Below are 16746 nucleotides of genomic sequence, written 5' to 3' on the forward strand. Positions count from 1 at the left end.
GCCGCCCTCGTCGTGCACCGCCCTCGTCGTGCACCGCTCTTCCGTGCGCGTCCCGTGCGCGCGGGCCGTTCAGCTCAGCGGCGGCCCGGGCTCCGGGTTGGGCACCGGCTCGGGCCCCGGCGGGATCGGTGAGGGGGAGGGCTCGGGCGGGCCCGGGTGCGGCGGAGTGGGGTGGGGAGGCGGAGGCGTGGGGCCCGGAGGCGGCTCGGGGCCCGGAGGCGGCTCCGGGGGCGGGACCGGGTGGGGCTGGGGGTCCGGGCCAGGGGCGGGCCCCGGAGTGGGGCCCGGCTGGACGGGGTCCGGGTACGGCTCGGTCATGGCGGGTGTCCTCCGGCCAGTCGGTCGACGTCGGCTCTGGACTACTCCCCCGCCTACCCGGGGGCCGCGCCCTCAGTCACCCGCCCGCAGGACGGTGAGGGGTCCGGACGGCCCACCCGGCGGAGGGGGCGACGGACTCCGGGTGCCGCCGCGGAACGCCCGCCCCGCCGCGGGCGGTGCTACCGGACGCCCGCCGCCGCCGCGCCCGCCGCGAGTCCGGGCCGCGGGCTGGACAGCACCGGGACGGTGGTCGTGCGGAGCCGCTCGGCCGGCGCCATGGAGGCCTGGGCGAGGACGATCACGTCGGCGCCGGTGACCTCGTCGGCCGCGTCCGCGACCCGGCGCACGTACCCTTCCCGGTCGCCCGTCTCGAAGCGGGTCCAGGCGCCCTCGACCAGCACGGTGCGCACCTCGACGGTGCGGCCGGCGCGCCGCGCCTCCTCCTCGAGGAGCGCCACCGTGGGCCGCACGGTGCTCTCCAGGGCGGCGAGGACGACGACGCGCGGACCGGCGGCCACGGCCGCGCCCGCCATCGGCCGGTCGACGCGCAGCACGGGAACGCCCGCCCCGGCGGCCGCCGCCTCCGCGACGCCGCCGATGGTCGAGCAGGTGCACAGCACGGCCCGGGCCCCGCCGTCGACGGCCTCCCGCACCCTCGCCCGTACGTCCTCGGCGACCGCCGCGGGACCGTCGGGGCGGGCCCGGTGCAGCAGGTCCTCGGCGACGAGGTGCCGCAGTTCCAGGCCGGGGTGGTCCTCGTCGCGCAGCGCGTCGAAGACGGGGACGTGGACGGGTGAGGTGTGCAGGAGGGCGAGCACGCGGGCGGCCGGGGGTCAGAAGCGCCCGGGGTGGGCCGCCAGCCACTCCTTCGCCGCCCGGATCAGCTCCGGGCCGGCCGCCGGGGCCCGGTCGGGGTGGCGTTCGGCCCACTTGGCGACGTACGGGCAGAGCGGGGCGACCGCGCCGTCCTCGCGCGCGGCGACGGCGTACAGCTCGCGCGCGAGGCCGCCGGCGATGCCCTTGCCCTCGTGGGCGGGCTCCACGACGGTGTGGACCGGCACGAGCGCGCGCTCGGGGGTGTCGAGGACGAAGTACTCGATCCGGCCGACGACCTCGCCGCCCGTCACCGCCTCGAGCCGGCCGGCCGCCCGGTCGTCGCGGATCTCGGTGTCACCCATGGCCACGTCACGCTCCTGCCTCGGTCTGCGCCGGTCAGGCCGTGGGGACGGCCTGCGGGCTGCGCTCCTGGTCCGATCCCGGCACCGGCTCGGACGGGTCCGCGCCCAGGGCCACGATGCGGTTGTCGCGGTCCACGTGCACGATCCGGGGTTCCAGCGCCCGCGCCTCGGCGTCGGTGACCTGAGCGTAGCTGATGATGATCACCAGGTCACCGGGGTGGACGAGGTGGGCCGCCGCCCCGTTGATCCCGACGACACCGGAGCCCCGCTCGCCCTCGATGACGTACGTCTCCAGCCGGGCCCCGTTGGTGATGTCGACGATGTGCACGAGCTCGCCGGGCAGCAGGTCGGCGGCGTCGAGCAGATCGGCGTCGATGGTCACCGATCCCACGTAGTGCAGGTCGGCCTGGGTGACGGTGGCGCGGTGGATCTTGGACTTGAACATGGTGCGCAGCATGGAGAAACTCCCGATTCGTCTGCTCCCTGCCTGCTTCTTGCAGGTCAAGGGCGGTCTCCGCAGGGTACAACCACTCACATGTCCGGTCAGCTGTCGCCAGGTGTTTCAGGACTCACACCGACCCGTTGCCGACCTTCCTGACGAATGACCAGGTGAGGACCGGGCTGCTCCACTCACTCGGTTCCGAGCACAGGAGGAGGGCACAAGGCAAGTGCCTGCCGTTCAGCTCGTGCTTCTGCCCGCCAGGGCATCGAGCAGTACGACGGCCTCACCGCGGCTCAGCAACTCGTGGAAGCGCTCGTTGCGGAAGGTGCGCAGGCATGCGTGGCAGCTGCTCTCCGGTCCGCACTCGCATCCGCCCACGCGTGCGAGGGCGGCCTCGACGACCGGTTCGAGGTGCTCGCCGATCCGGATCACGTTCCCCGCCCCGCCCGGTGTGGTGTCGAAGAGCAGCAGCGAGGGCATGCCGTCGGCTCCTGACCAGGAGCGGCGCGGCGGGGTCCGCCCCGGCCGACGCTGGGGTCCGCGTGCGGCGACGAAGCCGTAGACCGGCTCGACGTAGCGGCGCGGTGCTGCGGTGGACGTCGCTCCGCAGGCGGTGCAGGTGGGATCGACGGGCTCGGTGGCCTCGCGGTAGCGGCCGCAGGTGCCACACACGGTGTAGTGGCGGCTGACCAGTTCACGGTCGGGCAGGCGGTAGACCCCGGCGGACGCCCACAGGTGGCCGCCCGCCACGATCTCGGCTCCCGGCGCGTACTCGTGGACGGCGGCGCTGAGGTCGCGGGTGAGTTCGAGCTGGCCCGCCACCCCGCCGCCGTCCTGCGGGATGCGCAGTTCGACGGTGTCCACGGGGAAGCCGTACTTGGGCAGGACGTTGCGGTTGGCCAGGACTCCGAGGAGTTCGCGCTGCGTCAGGTTGCGGATGACCTTCTGGTACGTGTCCGCCAGCCAGTACTTGCGGGCGGCCACCGCCTGGTCGCGGCGTTCGCCGTAAGCCGTGACGTCCTGCTCGAGGATCTGCCCCGCAGCCCGCAGGAGTCGGTCCAGCTCGTCGACCCAGACGCCCGACTCCACCTCGATCTCGTCCTGGACGCTCGGGGGGAAGCACTCGGCGGATCGAGGCCTCCACGCTCTCCGGGACGGGCTTGAGCCAGTCGCGCACGAGGTGGGCCGCGGTCTCGCCGGTGGTGTCGTCGGGCAGGAAGAATTCGCCCGCCGTACGCCAGATACGGCCCCGTTCCTCCTTCATGGCGCGGAAGAACGCGGCGAGGGCGATGGAGTGGGCGTGGCGGCGGTCGATGCGGACGTTGTCGACGGGGACGATCGGGGCCCGGACCTCTCCGGCAATCATCCGCTGCGGTTCGGCGAACCGTGCGGGGTCGTGGGGGCGTCGCTGGGCGTAGGTGAGGACGAGGGCGGCGGAGTCCGCGCGCCTGCCGGCGCGTCCGGCCCGTTGGACGTAGTTGGCGGTGGAGGGCGGCATGTTGCGCAGGACGACGGCCTGCAAGTTCGCCCACGTCGACGCCGAGTTCGTATGACACCCGCCGTGCGCCACACGGCCTGTTGCCGGATCTCGGGGAGTTCGTCGAGGACGCGGACGTGGGCGTCGAACCGGCCAACCGCGCCGCTGGGGTCCTCGTGTCCGGCCAGGATCGCCGTACCGGCACCTCCCAGGAACTGCCCCATCTCATCGAGGAGTTGCTTCTCCTCCGGGTACAACTCGTCGATCTCGTAGGCCGGGTCGCCGGACAGGCACGCCAGCAGCGGCGCCGTGAGCAGCAGCGCGCACAGGGATGGGCCGCGCCGACGATCGGTTCACCGGGTGCGGTGACGGTTTCCTGATTCACATCACCGAGGGTGACCGAGTCGTCCTACCGTGAGGAGCGGTCCGGGCGGTACGCAGGGTGACTGTCCCGGTGCGGACGGTGTGGTGTACGGGCGTCCGGCCGTGACCCGGCCGGGCCCTCGCCGGTTCGTCCTCGGTACAGGGAACAGGGTGGTGGTACGGCATGGCAGCACAGTCGGGCACGGGGGTCCCCACGGGCGGCGGGGCGGACGGTACGGACGAGGTCGCGGACCTGTTCCGGGCCCTGGGGCGGCAGATCAAGGTCGCCCGGGAGCGGGCCGGGCTGAGCCAGAAGGAGCTGGGTGACCGGATCGGGTACGGCGAGGAGACGATCTCGTCGGTCGAGCGGGCCCGGCGGACGCCCCAGCCCGAACTGCTGGTCGCGGTCGACCGGTTGCTGGACTGCGGCGGCCTGCTGGCGTCGGCCGCGGAGGACGTGGAACGGGCGAAGACCCGGCGCAGGGTGCGGCATCCGGAGTGGTTCCGGGACTACGCGCGGTTGGAGGCGGAGGCGGTTGAGCTCCGTCACTTCGCCAATCAGGCGGTGCCGGGCTTGTTCCAGACCCGGGAGTACGCACGTGCCGTGTTCGCCAGTCGACAGCCCTTCTTCGACGAGGAAACCATCGAGGAACGTGTGGCTGCGAGGATGACTCGGCAGGAGTTGATGACCCGGTGGCCGCCGCCGACCGTGAGCGCCGTCGTCCAGGAGACCATTCTGCGTCAGCCGTTCGGCGGCCCAGCCGTACGGCGCGGCCAGTTGGAACAGTTCCTCCGTATCGGTCAGTTACGTCACGTCGAAATCCAGGTCATGCCGACCATGAGCGAGGAACATGCGGGCATGGGAGGCCCGTTCACACTGCTCACCCCGAAGGGCAAACCGCAGGTCGCCTATCTGGAGGTCCAGCACTTCAGTCGCCTCATCACCGACCCGGAAGAGGTGCGTGTCCTGGCCGCGAAGCATGGCAGCATCCGAGGGCAGGCACTCACCCCACGCGAGTCCTTGCACCTGCTCGAGAAGATGCCGGGAGACCTATGAACACCGAACAGTCCGCACAGCTCAACTGGTTCAAGAGCAGCTACAGCGGTGACGAAGGAGGCGAGTGCGTCGAGATCGCCGCCGACGTCGCCGCGATACACGTACGGGACTCCAAGGAGCGCGGCGGCCCTCGGCTCGCGTTCACGCGGAACGCATGGTCCGGGTTCGTCGCGAGCCTGGAGCGGGACCGGACCTGACCCGCCGTGCCCGGGGCCGTGACGCTCCGCTTCTGTCATGGCCTCCCCTCCGGTGGCGGCCCGGCACCCTCCGGCCCGCCACCGGCCACCTCGCTTTCCCTCTTTCCAGGCCGAGGGCCTTTTCGCACGCTCATGAGCGGGATGGGACCCCCGCCCCCTTTGAGAACCATGAGGAACTCAAGGCGTTCACGCTCCTCTTCGCGATGGACCACCAGTCAAGGTCGACCGGCGGCGGGAGGATCAAGGAGCCCTCGGTTGAAGTCCCTGCGCCGACGGCACGACCTGGCGCTCCGCCCGGACGTCCTCCGCCGACCAGGGCTGGACCACCCTGGTACGACGCCCGGAGGGTTTCCGGCTTCGTGTCTCTGCGCACCGCCGCCGGTGACTCCGCGGGCAGCAGCATCACGCGGAGCGTCATGCACGCCTACCGCCTCAAGTGACAGGCGTCCGGTCCGGCAGCTCCTGAACACCTTCCGGACACCTGACACACCGTCGGCACCACCCTGCAAGGGCGAGCGCTCCCGGCCGGCCGGGAGCGCTCGCCCTTGCCGCCGCGCGGTCAGGCACCGTCGGCGTGGTCGCACAGGACGATGCCCTCGATCGTGTTCCCCTCGGTTCCGTAGCCCGGGAAGGTGAACCAGTTCCGCGGGGCCACCTCCTGGCAGGGGACGTCCATTCCGTCGCCGTACAGGACCTTCACCCTGTGGGCGGTCGAGCAGTCGTTGCTCACGAACGTGTAGCGCCATCCCGGGCTGTACGTCAGGCACGCGGGCGCGGGGGTCTGGGTCCCCGCACTCTCCTGGGACTCGGCGTGGGCCACCGTGGCGGGCGTCCCCAGGGCCAGAGCCATCGCGCACGTCACGAAAGTTGAACGCACAAACCGCTTCATCAGCGTGCTCCCCTTCACTTGCTGAACGGACGCCCTCAGAGTACGAGGGCCCGGCAGGGGCATGAAAAACATTGCGGCAGGTTCCAGCAACTTGCGGTGCCGGTTTCAATGAACCCGGGAGACGCGGCTCCTCATGAACACGCAGCTCAGCGGCCAGAGCCGGCATCACACCGCAGGATGACAGGACACAGCCGGACGGATGAATCCGCGAAGCCAGTGAGGTTACTGCCGGATGAAGCGGCACGTCTTACTCCTGCCATCAGGCCGCGTTGCCGTCGACAAACGAACACATGGCCGCGCTCAGTGAGGCAGCCGCGACAAGACCGAAAGCTGTCGTCCCTCCCCCGTTCCGGGTGCCGGCCCCCACATGGAAGTGCCCGTACCGGGCTGCCGGTACGGGCACTTCGTGGGCCATTTCCTGTCAGCGCGTGAAGACCGCCACGGTGCGGCCCGGCACCTCGAAGGTGCTGGTGCTCTTTGTGTAGGTGGCCGTCCTGACCACGCGGTCAGCACCGGCGGCCTGCACCGGATGCAGCCGGTAGGTGCCTCCGCCCGGTTCCGTCAGCCGCTGGGACTGCCGGTCGGGCGTGGCGTTGAAGACGACGACCAGGTCACCCAGTCTCATGGTGATCACGCCGGGTGTCTGGTCCTTGCCCGAGAGTGGGAAGGAGAGCGCCGACTGCACCTGGGCGGCCGTGTCCAGGGAGAAGGCACTCTCCGTGGTACGGATCCTCAGCAGGTCCCGGTAGGCGGCCGAGGCGCCCTGGATCTGCGGGCAGCCGACCTTCACCGCACCGAGCAGGGGCTTGGCGTAGGGCCACTTGGCCTCGTTGTCGGCGGCCGACGGCAGCCCGCGGCCGAAGCCGTTGCCGTCCGCGCAGTTCCAGTGGATCGCGTTGAACCAGTCACCACTCTCGAAGGAGTTGCGGTCCAGGGATTTCGAACGCAGCAGGTCGGTGCCCGCCTGGGAGAGCGTCGGGCCCTGCGAGAGGGTGGCCGTGGCCATGGCGAGGACCTGCATCCGGGCCCGGTCGTCGGCGGACGTGTCCGCCGGGAGCTTGTACGCGAGCGCGTCGAACAGGGTCTCGTTGTCGTGCGCGTCGGCGTAGGCGAGGGCGTCGCCCGGGGCGTCGGCGTATCCGGCGGGAGCGCCGTCGTAGTCGACCTGGGAGCCGGTGACCTCCTTGCCGCTGGAGTCGATGAAACGGTACTGCCGGAGATTGCCCGTCAGCCCCACCTTGATCAGGTCCTGGTAGTGCAGCAGGCGGGCCTTCTGCTCGGCCTCGGTGCCGTTGTTCTCCGAGGAGTTGGGGTCGGTGTGGAGGCCGGAGGCGAAGCCCTGCACGCCGGGGTCGGCGTCGAAGGGCGAGCCGCCGCGCACGGCGTCGCGGGCCCGGTCGGAGAAGGTGGCGATGCCGGTGCCGGCCATGTTCTCCTGCGTGGCCTGCTCGAAGCGGGCGTCGTCGGCCACCTCGCCGAAGTTCCAGCCCTCGCCGTACAGGATGATCTTCTTGCCGTCGACGCCGTCCTTCGTGAGGGTCAGCTCGTCGAGGGCCTTGCGCACGGCGAGGATGCTGGCCTTCGGGTGGTGGCCCATGAGGTCGAAGCGGAACCCGTCGACCTTGTACTCCTTGGCCCAGGTGACGACCGAGTCGACGACCAGCTTGCCCATCATGGCGTTCTCGGGAGCCGTGTTGGCGCAGCAGGTCGAAGTGGCGACCGAGCCGTCGGCGAGCAGCCGCTGGTAGTAGCCGGGCACGATCCGGTCCAGGACGGACGTCTCGGCCTGGCCGCTCGCGACGGTGTGGTTGTAGACCACGTCCATCACGACCCGCAGACCGTCCTCGTTGAGCGCCTTGACCATCCTGCGGAACTCGACCGTGCGCCGCGTCCCGTCCGGGTCGCTGGAGTAGGAGCCCTCGGGGACGGTGAAGTGGTAGGGGTCGTAGCCCCAGTTGTAGGCGTCCTTGGCGGCGGCCTTCGCCACGCACTCCTGCTGCTCGGCGGAGTCGGCCGGGTAGGAGGCCAGGTCGCATCCGGGGGCGGCCCGGTCGGCGGCCTTCTCCGGAACGGTCGAGAAGTCGAAGACCGGGAGCAGGTGCACGTACGAGGTGCCGGCCTCGGCCAGAGCACGGAGGTGCCTGCTGCCCGCCGAGTTCTTCTCGGTGAAGGCGGTGTACGTGCCCCGCTCAGCCGCCGGGACGGTCGAGTCACCCACGGAGTGGTCACGTACGTGCAGTTCCTGGATCTGCGCGTCCTTGAGCGGAACGGCCGGGGGTTTGTCCAGCCCGGACCATCCCGCGGGCGCCAGGGACCTGTCCTTCAGATCGACGACGAGACTGCGTGCGGAGTCGGCCGTCAGTGCCACGGAGTACGGGTCGGTGACCTTGTTGGTGACGGTCCTGCGGACCGTCGGGGCCCACACCGTGACGGCGTACCGGTACGGCTTGCCCTTCCAGGCGCGGGATCCGGTCACCGACCAGACACCCGTGTCGCTGTCCCGGCGCATGGGTACGCGCCGGCCGTCCAGCTCGAGGGACACGCTCTTGGCGGTCGGGGCCCAGACGGACAGGGTGGGCCTGCCCCGGTGGTCGAAGACGGGCCCGAGGCGGGCCTTGCGCGCCGCGCCGTAGAGGTCGTCCAGCACGCCGGGGATCTGGACACCCGTCGCCGCGAGCAGCGCGCCGTCGGCGGCCCGCTGCGTGGCGATGAGCTGGCCGCGCAGCGCCTCCCGCACCCGGTCCCGGTCACGCGGGTCGACGGACCAGGCGGTGCCGTCCTTCAGGTGCCGGAACTTCGCCTTCTGGGCGTCGCTGAGGGTCGTCGGCACCAGACGCAGCCAGTGCCCCTCGTGGGAGAGGGCGCCGTCCTTGACGGTGATGTCGCCCTTGGGGGCGTACACGAGCTGCTGGCTGGTGGCGTCGGTGGCCTTGACGTTCCACACCACCGTGTCCGCGTCGATCCACTGGGCCTTCGAGGCGCCCAGGTCGAGGTCGGGGGCCGAGCCCACGGTCGGCAGCAGGTGGTCGGCGGTTCCGCCGATCAGCCAGACGTCCTTGCCGTAGGTGGCGAAGTCCAGAGACCGATCGCTGGCGATGTCCTTCTCGTCACCCTTGTGGATGATGTAGCTGAGGGACGTGGCGCCGTCGGCGAGGGGTACCTCGAAGGTCACACCGAAGCTGTCCCTGCCGACCGGCTGCAGCGGCTTCGACCAGTCCGTCGGGTTCGCCGCACCGGTCCAGGTGTGCAGGCCCCAGCCGTCGTAGTCGCCGTCGGCGCGGTGGTAGTGCAGGACGGCCTTCTTCTCGTCCTGCGGCGGGTAGGCGCCCTCGGGTGCGGTCACCGCCTGTCCGTCCTCGCCCTGCTCGATCCAGACCTCACCCGTCTTCGCCACCTCGAGCGTGCGCCGCGGACCGTCCGCGTCGCCGTCCTTCTCGACGGTGTAGGTCACGTCGCCGGCACCGTCGTCCAGCTTCACCCAGGCGAAGGCTCCGTAGGCGTCGCGGCCGGTGAAGTCCGCGGTTCCGGCGGACGACTTGAGCTGCCAGCCGTCGTAGTCGCCGTCCGTCCGCCGGTAGTGCACCACGGCGTAGGGTCGGTCCACTGCGGTCGGTTTCTCGGGGGCGGGGGGTTGTCCCGCGGTGGTGGCGGCGGTGTCGCTCGCGGTGCGTCCCGCACGGTCGACCACGACGGCCTTGTAGCGCAGCGGCGTCCCGGCACGCACCGTGTCCGGCAGGTGCTGGGTCACCTTGTACGGGGCGTGGTCGGCGGAACCCAGAGTACGCCAGGGCCCGTCGCCGACCTGGGCGGCGAACACCACCCGGTTCAGCCCGCCACCGTCCACCTCCGCGGAGACCTCCACGTCACCGGTCGCACCGGCCGCCGGAGCCCGCACCGACACCGACGGCCCGGTGGCCGGAGTGGCCAGCGGCTTCGCCGCCTTCAGCACCACCGCGGACAGCGGCGGAACCTCCACCCGCACCTTCCGGTCCGTACCACTGCGCACCCGCGCCGACGCCCCGTACACCCCACGGAAGTCCATCCCCGCCGAGTACGTCGGCACCTCCACCGTCCGGTCCTCGTCCGCGTTGTTCACCGCGACGACGTACTCGACCCGCTGCCCCGCATCCGTGCGCGAGAACGCGTACACCCCCGGACCGTCGTCCGCGTACCGCTCCTCCTGCACACCGTCACGCAACGCCGGATGCCGCTTCGTCAGCTGTGAAAGGGAAGCGATCGCCTTGTACAGCGGATGCGCCGGGTCGTACGCGTCCGAGGCGTGCGTGCGCTCCGTGCCGATCTGGTCGTCGTCCAGATAGTCCGGGACCTTCGACGCGAACAGCGTCTGCCGGGCACCCTTGTCCCCGCCCGGTCCGGTGAAGCCCTGCTCGTCACCCGCGTAGATCACCGGATTGCCCCGCGACAGGAACATCAACTCGTGCGCGAACCGGTCCCGGCGCAGCAGCTCGGCATCGCCCGCACCCGGGTTGTCCTGGCTGATGAAACTGCCGATGCGGCCCATGTCGTGGTTGCCGAGGAAGGTCACCTGCTCGTAGGCGTTGGCCTTGTCGCTGGTGTAGCGGTGGTCCTGGGCCAGGACGCCGGAGAGGGTGCTCGCCGGCTTGTCCTGGGAGGCGTAGCCGCGGATGGCGTTCTGCAGCGGGAAGTCGAGCGTGGCGTCGAGTCTGCCCTCGGTCACGTAGGGCGCCGTGACGGCCGGGTCGGAGGAGAGGGTCTCGCCGAAGACGAAGAAGTCTTCGCGTCCCCTCTTCGCGGCGTAGGCGTCGATCGCGGTCGCCCACTGCGTCCAGAACGGCATGTCGACGTTGCGGACCGTGTCGACGCGGAAACCGTCCACGTCGAAGTCCCTGACCCACCTCTGGTAGATCTTCTCCAGGCCCTCGACCACCTCGGGCCGTTCGGTCCACAGGTCGTCGAGACCGGTGTGGTCGCCGTAGAGGCCGCTCTCGCCGACGAACGTCGAGTCACCCCGGTTGTGGTACATCGTGGGGTCGTTCAGCCATGCCGGGACTTTGGCGTCGGCCTCGTCCTCGTTCACCACGGGCGTGTAGGGGAAGCTGTCCCGGTCGACCTTGCCCATACCGGAGCTGTCGTTGAACGGACGTCCTTGGGTGTCGAGGTAGGGATAGGAACCCTTGGAGCGGTAGCCGTACTTCTTCTCGACGTTCGTGACGGTGTCGGCGGTGTGGTTGGTGATGACGTCGAAGAAGACCTTCATGCCCTTGGCGTGGGCCTTGTCGATGAGTTCAGCGAGCTCGGCGTTGGTGCCGAAGTGCGGGTCGACCTGGGTGAAGTCGGTGATCCAGTAGCCGTGGTAGCCGGCGGACTCGCCACCGCCCTGCACCGGCTTGTTCTTGAAGATCGGCGCCATCCAGATCGCGGTGGTGCCCAGGCCCTTGATGTAGTCGAGCTTCTCGATCAGGCCCCTCAGGTCGCCCCCCTGGTAGAAGCCCTTGTCCGTCGGGTCGAATCCCGTCGCGGTCCGGTCGCCGCCGAGCCCTCCGCGGTCGTTGGCACGGGATCCGTTGGCGAACCGGTCGGGCAACAGGAAGTACGCCTGTTCCCGGGTCAGATCGTGGCGGGCCGGCTCGGCGGCGAGCCGGGCGTCGGACGGCGGACCGGGAGGCCGCGGTGCCGCGGCTGCCTGCTGGGGTGTGCCCAGCGCCGTGGCGAGCAGTGCGGCCACGACGACCGCGGCGGCCATGGTCGTAGGGCCGGCCGTGGGTCCCGGCACGGTTCCGTGGTTCGTGCCGCCGGGACGGCCTCTTCGTCTTCTTCGGTCTCTTCGGTCTGGGAGCGAGCCGATCACTTGCCGGTTCCTTCCGGTCGGGTGTCTTCGATGCGCACGCCGGTGGCGCCCAGCAGGGCCCCGTTGTCGGCGCGTTGGGTGGCGATCAGCCGGGCGCGGAGTGCCTGGCCGACGCGGTCGCGGTCCCGCGGGTCCACGCGGAACGCCGAGGCCTGTGTGTACTGGGGGTAGCGGGACCTCTGGGCCTCGGTCAGCTCGGTCGGTACGAGCCGCAGCCACTGTCCCTCGTCGGTCAGTGCGCCGTTCTCGATCGTGAGGTCGCCCTCGGTGGTGTACACCAGTTGCTGACTGGCCACGCCGCTGCCCTCACCCGCCCACACGACGGTGTCGTCACCGATCCAGGTGGCCTCCGCCGCGCGCAGGTCGAGGCCGAAGGCGCCACCGGGAGAGGGCGTCAGGTAGGTGGGGTCGCCCGCCACGCGCCAGACCTCGTGCCCGTGGAGGGAGAAGTCGAGGGCCTCGTCGTCGGGGATGTCCTTCTCCTGCCCCTTGTGCAGGATGTAGCTGAGGGAGGCGGCTCCGTCGTTCAGCGGCACCTCGAAGACGAGCCCGAAGGGGTCCTCGCGCACCGGCAGGATGGGGTCGTTCCACTCGGGCGGGTCGGCGGACCCCGTCCAGGTGTGCAGGCCCCATCCCTCGTAGTCGCCGTCGGGCCGGTGGTAGTGCAGCACGGCCTTGGTGCCGTCCTGGGGCGGGTAGGCGGACTTGGGTCTGGCCTTCAGGACCGTCGTGTTGTTCTGTTCGGTCCACACCTCGCCGGATACGGCGACGTCGAGGACGCGCTCGGGTCCGTCGGGGACTCCGTCCTTCTCGATGGTGAACCGGATGGCGCCGGTACCGGAGCCGGGGGTGATCCACGCGAAGGCCCCGTAGGCGTCGCGGCCGGTGAACCGGGCCGTCGTACCGTCGGCGGTCCGCAGCAGCAGGCCGTCGTAGTCGCCGTCCGCGCGCCGGTGGTGGACGACCGCGTGGTGTCGCTTCGCGGTCGGTTTCTCGGGGGCGGGGGGTTGTCCTGCGGTGGTGGCGGCGGTGTCGCTCGCGGTGTGTCCCGCATGGTCGACGACGACGGCCTTGTAGCGCAGCGGCGTCCCGGCACGCACCGTGTCCGGCAGGTGCTGGGTCACCTTGTACGGGGCGTGGTCGGCGGAACCCAGAGTGCGCCAGGGCCCGTTGCCGACCTGGGCGGCGAACACCACCCGGTTCAGCCCGCCACCGTCCACCTCCGCGGAGACCTCCACGTCACCGGTCGCACCGGCCGCCGGAGCCCGCACCGACACCGACGGCCCGGTGGCCGAAGTGGCCGGCGGCCCGGCCGCCTTCAGTACCACCGCGGACAGCGGCGGAACCTCCACCCGCACCTTCCGGTCCGTACCACTGCGCACCCGCGCCGACGACCCGTACACCCCACGGAAGTCCATCCCCGCCGAGTACGTCGGCACCCCGACCGTCCGGTCCTCGTCCGCGTTGTTCACCGCGACGACGTACTCGACCCGCTGCCCCGCATCCGTGCGCGAGAACGCATACACACCCGGGCCGTCGTCGGCGTACCGCTCCTCCTGCACACCGTCACGCAACGCCGGATGCCGCTTCGTCAGCTCCGACAGCTTCGCGATCGACCGGTACAGCGGATGCGCCGGGTCGTACGCGTCCGAGGCATGCGTACGCTCCGTGCCGATCTGGTCGTCGTCCAGATACTCCGGGACCTTCGACGCGAACAGCGTCTGCCGGGCGTACACATCGTCCGCCGATCCGGTGAAGCCCTGCTCGTCACCCGCGTAGATCACCGGATTGCCCCGGGACAGGAACATCAACTCGTGCGCGAACCGGTCACGGCGCAGCAGCTCGGCATCGCCCGCGCCCGGGTTGTCCTGGCTGATGAAACTGCCGATGCGCCCCATGTCGTGACTGCCGAGGAAGGTCACCTCGCCGTAGGCGTTGGCCTTGTCCGTGATGTAGCGGTGGTCCTGGGCCAGGACGTGCGCGAGGTCGCGCGTGGGACCGCCGCGCGACGCGTAGTTGCGGAGCGCGGCCTGCAGCGGGAAATCGAGCGTGGCGTCGAGCCTGCCCTCGGTCAGGTAGGGCGCCATGACGACGGGGTCGGCCGAGAAGGCCTCCGCAAAGATGAAGAAGTCCCGCTTCCCCTGCTGGGCCGCGTAGGCGTCCAGCGCCGTGGCCCACTGGGTCCAGAAGGCCATGTTGACGTTCTTCGCCGTGTCGACGCGAAAGCCGTCGATGCCGAAGTCCTTGACCCACGTCTCGTAGATCCGCCGCATGCCCTCGACGACCTCGGGCCGTTCGGTCCACAGGTCGTCGTTGCCCTTGAAGTCGCCGTACAGGGCGCTCTCACCGGCGAAGGTGGAGTCGCCCCGGTTGTGGTACATCGTGGGGTCGTTGAGCCACGCCGGCACCTTGGTGTCGTGTTCGCCGGGGCGGGGGCGCGGCGTGTACGGGAAGCCGTCCTCGTCGACCTCGCGCATGCCGGAGCTGTCGTCGAAGGGGCGGCCCTCGGCGTCCAGGTAGGGGAACGCTCCCTTGGAGCGGTAGCGGTACGTCTTCTCCGCGTAGTCGACGGTGTCGGCGGTGTGGTTGGTGATGACGTCGAAGAAGACCTTCATGCCCTTGGCGTGGGCCTTGTCGACGAGTTCCGCCAGTTCGGCGTTGGTGCCGAAGTGCGGGTCGACCCGGGTGAAGTCGGTGATGGAGTAGCCGTGGTAGCTGGCCATCTCGGTGCCGCTCATGGTCTGCACGGGCCGGTTCTTGAAGACCGGCGCCATCCAGAGGGCGGTGGTGCCCAGGTCCTTGATGTAGTCGAGCTTCTCGATCAGGCCCCTCAGGTCACCGCCCTGGTAGAAGTGCTTGTCGGTCGGGTCGTGGCCGGTCTGCGAGCGGCCGCCGGTCATGCCTCCCCCGTCGTTGGAGGTGGTCCCGTTGGCGAAGCGGTCGGGCAGCACCAGGTAGAACTGCTCGCGCGACGGGGCGGGGCGCGCCGGTGTGCGGGCGAGCGCGTGATCGGACGGCGGTCGCGGGGGCGCGGCGTCCGCGGACGGGGTGGTGGACGGGAGGGCCGACAGCACGGACAGGATCAGTGCGACGGCCGACAATCGGGCGGTTCTGCGTCGGGACGGTAAACCGGTCATGGGGCCTTTCTTCTCCTCACCGGTCGAACGGGACAGTCCGCCCGGCCCGCGGCGGCGGGAAGCCGGCGCGGATGGGGCGGGCCGCCCGGTGCGCCCTCGGGGGGGCGAACCGGGCGGTCCTTCGGTCGGCGAGACGGAGCGCTTCCCTGGTTCAGCTGCGCCAGGTGTCGCTCAGCAGCTTCTTGCCGCTGGTCGGGACGGTGGCGGTACGGTTGGCGCCGCTCTCCCAGGTGACCTTGCCGGAGGCGTCCTTGCGGAGGTACTTGTACGCGAAGGAGGTGCCGGCCGGGAGGGCGACGTCGAGCTTCCACACGGGGTAGGCCGCCGGGTCGAGCTTGAGCGCGGCGGCGGGGTTCCAGTTGCCGAGCGCGGCGTTGTCGCCGGTGACGTAGACGTTCTCGCCCCAGGTGGTGGTGGCGTCGACGCTGAACGAGGCGCCGGCCTCGACCTCGGGGTCCGGGTCCGGGCCGGGGTCGCAGCTGGTCGCCCCCGTGTGCAGGGCGAGGGCCGTGTGGGCGCCGAGGGTCGCGGTGAACTGCCCGGATCCGTTCACGGTGACGGCCTTGCCGCTCTGGACGTCGCAGTAGGTGCCGGAGGGCAGCGACGTCTGGAAGGTGCGGGTCAGCGAGCCGGACTCGTGGTTGATCGCGACGTAGGCCTTGCTGCCGCGGCCGAAGGCGATGGCGTTGTTGCCGTTGTCCCACCAGTCGGTCACTCCGGCGCTGCCGGCGGTGTTGCGGAACGCGACCATGCCGGCGATCTCGCGCCAGGCGTGCTGGCACTTCCACCCGTCGGTGTAACAGGCGTCGACCTGGCCGTTGTTGGGGCCGCCCGCGTCGTTGCTGAACTCGTAGCCGGAGTGCACGTCCGGTGATCCGTAGGGCCAGGCCAGCATGAAGACGTGGGCGAGGGTGTAGGCGGAGCCGTTCTTGTAGGTCAGCGTCGTGTCGTGGCGCTCGGTGTCGTGGTTGGCCACGAAGGTGGCGGCCTTGCCGCTGGGGACGTACCCCCAGGCCTCGCCGATGTTCTTGAGGTACGCCAGCTTCTCGCCGGAGAAGACGCGCTTCAGGTCCTTGGCGAAGGAGAATTCCTGGACGTCACCGGTACCGGTGTACTGACCGGGCTGCACGGCTTCGCCGGGCGCCCCGATGGTCTCCTGCTTCCAGTAGGCACCCGGGTCGCTGAGCCGGCCCTTGATGTCGGCGAGGTCCCCCGGCGGGATGTGCTTGGCCGCGTCGATGCGGAAGCCGTCCACGCCGAGGGACAGCAGGTCGTTCATGTACCCGGCGATGGTCCTGCGGACGTACTCCTCGCCGGTGTCCAGGTCGGGCAAGCCGGACAGTTCGCAGTGGTGGACGTTCCAGCTCTCCCCGTAGTTGTCGATGTCCCTCGTGCAGTCGTCCATGTCGGACCTGGAGTACAGGCCGGGGTAGTCGTACTTGCTGTAGGGGGAGCCCGCGGTCCCGGTGCCGGCGCTGTTGGCCATGTGGTTGATCACCGTGTCCACGACGACCTTGACGCCGGCGGCGTGGCACGTGTCGACCATGTTCTTGAAGGCGGTGCGGTCGCCCAGTCTCGTGCCGATCCTGTAGCTGACGGGCTGGTACGCGGTCCACCACTGCGGGCCCTGGACCCGCTCGTTCGGCGGCGACACCTGCACGTACCCGTACCCGGCCGGCCCGAGGTCGTCGGTACAGGCCTTGGCGACGGAGTCGAAGTTCCACTCGAACATCACGGCGGTGACGTCCTTGTCGCCGGGCGGGTCCGCCTGCGCGGTTCCGGGTGCCGTGACGACCACAGCGGCTCCCGCCACGAGGGCGAGTGCAGTGGCCACGGTCTTGTTGGCCATAGTTCCTCC

The 16746-nt window shown here is 70.5% G+C and carries 11 protein-coding genes; 3 read left to right on the plus strand and 8 right to left on the minus strand.

The genetic code is table 11. The annotated features are described in order from the left end of the window. Positions 1-497: 497 nt before the first annotated feature. The 4 genes from FHS37_RS30005 to FHS37_RS40880 form a co-directional block, all read right to left on the minus strand. Entirely contained in the window at positions 498-1136 is a 639-nt protein-coding gene (locus tag FHS37_RS30005) for an aspartate/glutamate racemase family protein (RefSeq protein ID WP_184826957.1), read from the minus strand. A 15-nt stretch (positions 1137-1151) separates the two neighbouring features. Continuing rightward, the gene (locus FHS37_RS30010) at positions 1152-1502 is read right to left on the minus strand and encodes a GNAT family N-acetyltransferase (RefSeq protein ID WP_375372326.1); all 351 of its coding nucleotides are present in this window, start codon (positions 1500-1502) and stop codon (positions 1152-1154) included. A gap of 28 nt (positions 1503-1530) precedes the next feature. Further along, complete coding sequence (gene panD / locus FHS37_RS30015) at positions 1531-1953, minus strand: aspartate 1-decarboxylase (protein ID WP_184826959.1); 423 nt, start codon at positions 1951-1953, stop codon at positions 1531-1533. Positions 1954-2175: 222 nt separating this feature from the next. After that, on the minus strand, positions 2176-3027 hold the full coding sequence (locus FHS37_RS40880; RefSeq protein ID WP_229890085.1) for an MrfA Zn-binding domain-containing protein: 852 nt from the start codon (positions 3025-3027) through the stop codon (positions 2176-2178). Between the two features lie 525 nt (positions 3028-3552). Here FHS37_RS40880 and FHS37_RS30025 point away from each other — a divergent pair. The 3 genes from FHS37_RS30025 to FHS37_RS30035 all read left to right on the plus strand — a co-directional run bounded on the left by FHS37_RS30025 (position 3553) and on the right by FHS37_RS30035 (position 5032). Continuing rightward, complete coding sequence (locus tag FHS37_RS30025) at positions 3553-3795, plus strand: hypothetical protein (protein WP_184826961.1); 243 nt, start codon at positions 3553-3555, stop codon at positions 3793-3795. 167 nt (positions 3796-3962) lie between these two features. After that, positions 3963-4835 carry a helix-turn-helix domain-containing protein gene (locus FHS37_RS30030; RefSeq protein ID WP_184826962.1) on the plus strand — a complete coding sequence of 291 codons (873 nt, stop codon included), beginning with the start codon at positions 3963-3965 and terminating at the stop codon, positions 4833-4835. Continuing rightward, positions 4832-5032 (plus strand): DUF397 domain-containing protein, encoded by a 201-nt coding sequence (locus FHS37_RS30035; protein WP_184826964.1) that lies wholly within the window; start codon positions 4832-4834, stop codon positions 5030-5032. The genes FHS37_RS30030 and FHS37_RS30035 overlap by 4 nt, the downstream gene beginning before the upstream one ends. A gap of 559 nt (positions 5033-5591) precedes the next feature. Here the strand turns inward: FHS37_RS30035 and FHS37_RS30040 are convergent. From FHS37_RS30040 to FHS37_RS30055, 4 genes are all read right to left on the minus strand, one after another. Then, positions 5592-5882: an alpha-amylase inhibitor gene (locus tag FHS37_RS30040; RefSeq protein ID WP_221500491.1), complete on the minus strand. Its 291-nt coding sequence runs from the start codon at positions 5880-5882 to the stop codon at positions 5592-5594. Positions 5883-6342: 460 nt separating this feature from the next. Next, positions 6343-11646, minus strand: a complete 5304-nt coding sequence (gene pulA / locus FHS37_RS30045; protein WP_184826968.1) for a pullulanase-type alpha-1,6-glucosidase — start codon at positions 11644-11646, stop codon at positions 6343-6345. A gap of 101 nt (positions 11647-11747) precedes the next feature. Beyond that, positions 11748-14888 (minus strand): alpha-amylase family glycosyl hydrolase, encoded by a 3141-nt coding sequence (locus FHS37_RS30050; protein WP_184826970.1) that lies wholly within the window; start codon positions 14886-14888, stop codon positions 11748-11750. A 151-nt stretch (positions 14889-15039) separates the two neighbouring features. Beyond that, entirely contained in the window at positions 15040-16737 is a 1698-nt protein-coding gene (locus FHS37_RS30055; RefSeq protein WP_184826972.1) for a carbohydrate-binding module family 20 domain-containing protein, read from the minus strand. Positions 16738-16746 lie beyond the last annotated feature (9 nt).

It is taken from the genome of Streptomyces griseomycini, assembly GCF_014203535.1.
In the GTDB taxonomy this organism is placed as follows: Bacteria; Actinomycetota; Actinomycetes; order Streptomycetales; family Streptomycetaceae; genus Streptomyces; species Streptomyces griseomycini.